This window comes from Candidatus Hydrogenedentota bacterium, assembly GCA_012523015.1.
GTDB lineage: Bacteria > Hydrogenedentota > Hydrogenedentia > Hydrogenedentales > CAITNO01 > JAAYBJ01.
In genome coordinates this window covers 1-5,592 of the sequence record JAAYJI010000159.1, presented here as the reverse complement: position 1 = coordinate 5,592, position 5,592 = coordinate 1, and the positions used below count along the sequence as shown (strand labels likewise).

Annotated in this window: 6 protein-coding genes; 2 read left to right on the top strand and 4 right to left on the bottom strand. The window is 54.1% G+C overall.

Going from position 1 to position 5,592, the window contains the following annotated elements:
* Positions 1 to 307, top strand: a 307-nt coding sequence (locus GX117_06910; protein NLO33068.1) for a hypothetical protein, incomplete at its 5' end; no start/stop codon positions are given.
* A gap of 106 nt (positions 308 to 413) precedes the next feature.
* A complete protein-coding gene (locus tag GX117_06905; GenBank protein ID NLO33067.1) occupies positions 414 to 1,460 on the top strand; it encodes a DUF1080 domain-containing protein in 1,047 nt (348 codons plus the stop codon).
* 75 nt (positions 1,461 to 1,535) lie between these two features.
* Here GX117_06905 and GX117_06900 read toward each other — a convergent pair whose 3' ends face one another.
* The 4 genes from GX117_06900 to GX117_06885 form a co-directional block, all read right to left on the bottom strand.
* Entirely contained in the window at positions 1,536 to 2,441 is a 906-nt protein-coding gene (locus GX117_06900) for an NAD(P)-dependent oxidoreductase (GenBank protein ID NLO33066.1), read from the bottom strand.
* The gene (locus GX117_06895; protein NLO33065.1) at positions 2,441 to 3,499 is read right to left on the bottom strand and encodes an ATP-grasp domain-containing protein; all 1,059 of its coding nucleotides are present in this window, start codon (positions 3,497 to 3,499) and stop codon (positions 2,441 to 2,443) included. The genes GX117_06900 and GX117_06895 overlap by 1 nt, the downstream gene beginning before the upstream one ends.
* A gap of 152 nt (positions 3,500 to 3,651) precedes the next feature.
* The gene (locus GX117_06890) at positions 3,652 to 4,608 is read right to left on the bottom strand and encodes a class I SAM-dependent methyltransferase (GenBank protein NLO33064.1); all 957 of its coding nucleotides are present in this window, start codon (positions 4,606 to 4,608) and stop codon (positions 3,652 to 3,654) included.
* 51 nt (positions 4,609 to 4,659) lie between these two features.
* Positions 4,660 to 5,172 carry a hypothetical protein gene (locus GX117_06885; GenBank protein ID NLO33063.1) on the bottom strand — a complete coding sequence of 171 codons (513 nt, stop codon included), beginning with the start codon at positions 5,170 to 5,172 and terminating at the stop codon, positions 4,660 to 4,662.
* Positions 5,173 to 5,592 lie beyond the last annotated feature (420 nt).

Below are 5,592 nucleotides of genomic sequence, written 5' to 3'. Positions count from 1 at the left end.
GCCGCCGCCGTGGCAGATCCCGGGCGCGGGGAACACAGCGCTCACGGCGCTGCCCGATGGGGAAGGGGTCCTCATTGGAATGGCAGACGGCGATATGTATACACTTTCAGAGGATGCTTCTCTCTTGTGGGAGGATCATGAAGGTTTTGGTGCCGTGCTCCATATGACGGTGCTGCCCGATGGGCCGGGGACAAAGGCGTATCGCTATGTGGCTGCGGATAGCAGCGGCGCGCTCCGTTGTCTAAAGGTGCGGCGCTATCTGCTGTCGCCGGCGCCTGCCCTTCTCGACGCCTTGTCGCCCCCGTAATAACAGGATCTATACTTCAGGCATAAGGGCTTGATGCTATATAAAAACTTCACCCGGGACAAGGGTTTTCGTGGTGATACAACCTAGTTAGGAAAGGATGTTTCTAATGAAGAAGATGGTGAATGTACGTGCCGTTGTCGCCTTGGCGTCTGTGTTGTTGGTGAGCGCCTTGGTCCTTGTCTGTCATGGGGCATGTGCCCAAAAGGCATCGGAAGAAAGCTATTACCCGGCGACTCCCGATCCCTTCGCGGGCAACTGGGAAGGCCGCTGGTCGGCCGAGGAAGATGTGGATCCCAACATAACCGCGCAGATCGTCGCTTTAGGCGGCAGCCGCTACCAGATCCGCATCGCCTCGCAAGTCTTCATGCGCGCGCCGGTAAAAGCGCTCATCGAAGCCAAAGCCAAGGGCGACGTGCTCGCCTTTGAGAGCGACGAAATCAAGGGCGAAGTGCGTGACGGACGCATCACGGGCGGACAGCCTTCCGGCCAAAAGACCTTTACCATGGAGCGCCTCTATGTGGTGTCGCCCACCATGGGCGCGGCCCCCGAAGCAGACGCGAAAGTCCTCTTCGACGGCAGCAATTTTGACGCGTGGGACGGTGCCGACGGCTGGGTACTCACCAAGGACAAGGCGATGATGGTCACGCCCGACGCCTCCGATCTCGTGTCCAAAGACAAGTTCGAAGATCTGCGCATGCACATCGAATTCCGCACACCCTTCATCCCCAAAGAGCGGGGCCAGTCCCGCGGCAACAGCGGCGTCTTCGTCCAAGACAAGTATGAAGTGCAAGTCCTCGACAGCTTCGGCCTCGAAGGCACCTACGATGAATGCGGCGCGCTCTATAAGGTCTCTGCGCCCCGCGTCAACGCCTGTCTGCCCCCCACAGAATGGCAGACTTACGACATCACCTTCCACGGTACCCGTTTCAATGACGACGGCTCCATCAAAGAGCATGCACGGATCACCGTCCTCCACAACGGAATCCTCATCCAGGACAATCAAGAACTGCTTATGGTCCCTGGGTGGAAAGAAGAGGAACGTCTCGAAGCGCCGCCCCAAGGCCCCGGCTCCATTATTCTTCAGTCCCACCGCAGCCATTATGTACAGTATCGGAATGTGTGGGTCATTGATTTAGCTGAAAACGCGGACTAAGGCTTCCCTGAGCCTTGTATGACTTGTTGTAGTCGTGGAGGTCTGCGAAAGGCCTCCACGGCTGCGCGCACAAGGCTACTGGGCCGCCCTGAGTTCCTCGGCGAGGGCGTGGATGCTGTCTTCGAGGCTGTAGGCGGGGGCATAGCCAAAGTGCTTGGCCGCCTTGTCGATGGACAAACGCCAGCGCAGCCCGTCGTCCTCATCGGGCGCGCCCGAGCGGAGCAGGGGCGACGTGGAGGCCAAGGCGCTGATGCAGCGCTGTGCCAGTTCAAGATTCGAGACAGGCACCCCGGAGCCGAGATTGAAGATACCCGTACAGGGGCAGTCCAAGAGGCGGATGATCCCGTCGGCAACATCCCGCACATCCACATAATCTTGCTGCCGTGCCCCTTCGCCATGGACGGTGATGGCTTCGTTCTGTAGGGCACGCTCCACAAAGATACGGAAGATCCGCTTATACTGCAGGCCCGGGCCGATGGGGGAGGAGATGCGCAGGGCAACGCGATGCCCCGTCAGCGATGCTGCCGCCGCCGGATCGAAGACAAGCCCTTCGCCCAAGGCCTTCGAACGCGCGTAAGCCGTGCCCGGCGCGAGGGGATCTTCTTCCGTCACCACCGCCCTTTGAGGGCGGCCCAAGAGACTCAGGCTCGAAATGAAGATAAAGGAGGCGGCGCCCAAGGCGTGCGCCCCTTCCAGCATCTTTCGCGTCCCTTCAACGTTGATCTTCATCACTTCGTCTGCATGATCATCACCCAATAAACAAGCGCCGGCGTGGACGATGGCGTCACAAGATCCCACCGCCTCTTGCAGACGGGCGGCCAAATCAGGCGCGCCCAGATCCAGCGACACCTGACGGATCGACTCAGGGAGCTGCTTATTGATGCGGCGGCTCATGCCCACTACTTCGTATTGTTGTTCCGCGAAGCGACGCGCGATTGCGCCGCCTACATGACCGCTGCTTCCTGTGACGAGTATACGCATTAGTGCATCCCATAGTTTTCAATATGGATTTGATCGGAGGCGGCGCTGATCTTGCCCGCTTCGGTCAAGCGGTCGCTGCACGCCCGATCCACATAGACTTCATTCCAATAGCGCAGTGCGACCCCTTCCGTGATACGCGGCAAGGCGGCAAGGGCTTCCTTCCGTAAAAAGTGCCGTATCACCGCTTCCGCCTCGTTATAGCCCAAGGTGGCGCGTATCGGTGTGGTGCCCGAGAAGCGGGGGTTAATCTCAAAGCAAACGGGCCCCCGCTCGGTCATGCGCAATTGGATGTTGCACGGCCCCGGACAGCCCAGCGCCGCCGCGATGCGCTCTGCCTCGTGCCGCACCTCGGGATAAGCGCCGGTCACCGCGCGGTAGGTGGTTCCTGCGTAGAGTTCCCGCCACATGACAATGCTGCCCCGGAGCCTGCCTTCCTCATCGCAAAAGCAGCCTGCCGTATATTCCTGATCGTCGCTGCCCAAATATTCCTCCACAATATACGCCGCCTTACGGGATACATAGGCAAGATCCTCTTCGTTCTCGATGAGGATAAGCCCTTGTGCGCCGCCTGCGGTGCGCGGCTTGCCCAAGAGCGGATAGCCGTAGGTAGCGACGAGCCGCGCCAGGGCGGCGGCATCTTCCGACGCCGCAAAATCAGGATAAGCGAAGCCCTGATCACGGAGCCATTGGCAGGTGAGCAGCTTATCGTCGCAGCGCTCCCAGATCTCCGGCGGACATACAAAGCACAGCGCTCCTGTCGCCTCTTCCACCTTTTCTTTCGCCTGCGCCAAAAAGCGCAACACGGGCTCGCAGCCGCTCAGGATAAGGTCTACCGATTCCTCCTTGCACAAGGCGATGAGCCGATCCATAAAGTCGGGATCCGTTGCATGGGGCAGGAGATAGCCAGTATCCACGGTATAGAGTCCCATCTGCAAGGCGTCTAAATCCGTTCCGATCACGCGGCAGGGCAGGGAAGAACGCTGCAGCGCCTTCAATATGCCCTGACTCACATTGCCGCCAACAGCAAGGACAAGAACGGTGATCTCTGGTGTTTTCACTGTGGTATATCCTTTATAAGGAGAAATAAGGTCACGTGCAATACGATCGCAGTTGAATTATAGCGAAAGCCTATTTGCAGACAAAAAGACAATGCCTAAGGACGGTTGTTTTTCGAAAATACCCCTTTACCGTGCGTTGTTATAGGGTTGATTTATGATCGTTTTTTGAAAACAAAAATATGTCCTACGACAAGAGGCCAATTGATTCCAAAACACGCAACGCCTACGCTGTTAACAAGAGATAAGACTCGTTGTATAAGGCCTGTGAATCCCCCTTCCTGTTGAATGGGAGCGGGACGAATTTCCAAAATTTCAAAGCCATGTTTTTCTGCGAGGAGCGTCATCCCTTTCGTAGAAAATAATACCGTATGCCATGGCGGTGAAAAAGTACTGTGCAGTTCGGGGAGGGGGAGAGAAGAAAGGCCTAAACGAAACAAGCGCCCGAAAAAAGAGGCAAAAGCGGCGGTCGGTTGAGTAGAGATAAATAAACCTTCCGATTTTAATAGACGTTGGGCTGCTTCAAAAAATAGCTTATGATTCACCAAATGCTCAAAAACATAAGACATCAGAATGGCATCATAGGATTCAGAATGCTCCAATTCGCTTATTTCATTGCGATAGATGGTGTAGCCCTTCGTCGCACAATAGTCCGCCATTTCAGCGGAGAGTTCTAAACCTTCCCCTTGGATATGGTGGCTTTGTAGACAATCAAGCAATCCCCCCCAACCTGGACCATATTCTAAAACTCGTTCCGGTTGACCATATTTCATAAGAAGCTGCACAAGTGCTTCAAATTGAGGCGACGCTGCTAAATTGCGTGTTTCAGGAGCAGCTTGACAATGCCCGACAGAGGCATACTCATCTTGGTAGGCTTTGTCTAGTTGAGATTTGTCGGGAAAGGGTACAAGCTGTAAGGTGGCACAGTCGGCGCAGCGATAATAGGCATAGTCTTTTCTTTTTCCGAAAAATCTAAGATGAACACCGGCACAAGCAACGCAAGATATATGAGGGGATTCAGTCATAATGTCTAAAAACTTTTGGCGCCACAAAAAATACTTATAAAAGGAGAGGTGTTTAAAAAGAAATAAGGCGAGCATGTCTTTCAACATTCTCGCCTTCATAGTATTGCATGGTTATTAAATAGTTAACAAGCCATTCGATCAATTTCCGGGAGGCAGCAAGTGCGCATAGGACATGGCATTACCAGCCGTGGCGACCATACCTTGAATATCAGTAGGTCCACCGACCCAGGAAATGGTGGCAGAGCCGTTCTTTTTCGTGTCCACATCACGGGGACGATCCGGAACAGCTACGCCTTCAGCACCTTCAAGTCCGCCCAATGCACCACCTTCTAATGTGCCGATAGGATCTATCGCTACAGGACGGAACGCAACAGATGCTTTCGGGCTGATGGAGAAGGTATTGTCCGGGAATTCAGGCCCCAGATTTTCACCGGTTTCACTAAAATAAGTGATTTCAGCAGTGAGCACGTCATCCGTATTGTTCTTCAGATAGATCAGGGTAACGGACTGTGCGCGTGGGAGGTCTGCTTTCGGCGGCCAGCCTACATCAGGCGGAGCATTGTCTGCGAACCACGGAATGGCAAGGGAGCTCGCATACGCAAGACCTGCCAACACAACCATGACGCTCATTACTAATCCAAGTTTCTTCATACTATGTCACCTCCTCTCGTTGTGAAAATTCTGCAGTCTATAGGGCAATTTGCCCAACGGTAATCTTACCGTCTACAGCCATTTTCAACTTCTGTTTGCGTCAGCATCCTTATCTGACGCTATCTAGTTTGTACCACAAACCGGTTTGAATGTCAAGCTTTATTTTCAATTATTTTTAAGGGTATAGTAAGTGTCGGTGTAGCAATAGGTTAGGGTGGATATAAAGGGCGTTGTTTTTTGGTGAGAGAAAGTTTTTTCTGTCTCGCTGAGTAAGAAAAAAGGATTTTTGGAGTAAAAAAGAGTCAAAAGGATTTATATGCTGGTTCCCAACTTTCCAGTTGGGAACCCAACCACATCCCCCGTGCTGGTCCTGCCTTCTGGTTCCCAACTTTCTAGTTGGGAACCCCATAACGTCCGGGC

Coding starts and splice junctions, on each gene's coding strand:
- GX117_06885 (NLO33063.1), bottom strand. CDS start 5,172: ATGAAGAAACTTGGATTAGTAATGAGCGTCATGGTTGTGTTGGCAGGT.
- GX117_06905 (NLO33067.1), top strand. CDS start 414: ATGAAGAAGATGGTGAATGTACGTGCCGTTGTCGCCTTGGCGTCTGTG.
- GX117_06900 (NLO33066.1), bottom strand. CDS start 2,441: ATGCGTATACTCGTCACAGGAAGCAGCGGTCATGTAGGCGGCGCAATC.
- GX117_06890 (NLO33064.1), bottom strand. CDS start 4,608: ATGTTGAAAGACATGCTCGCCTTATTTCTTTTTAAACACCTCTCCTTT.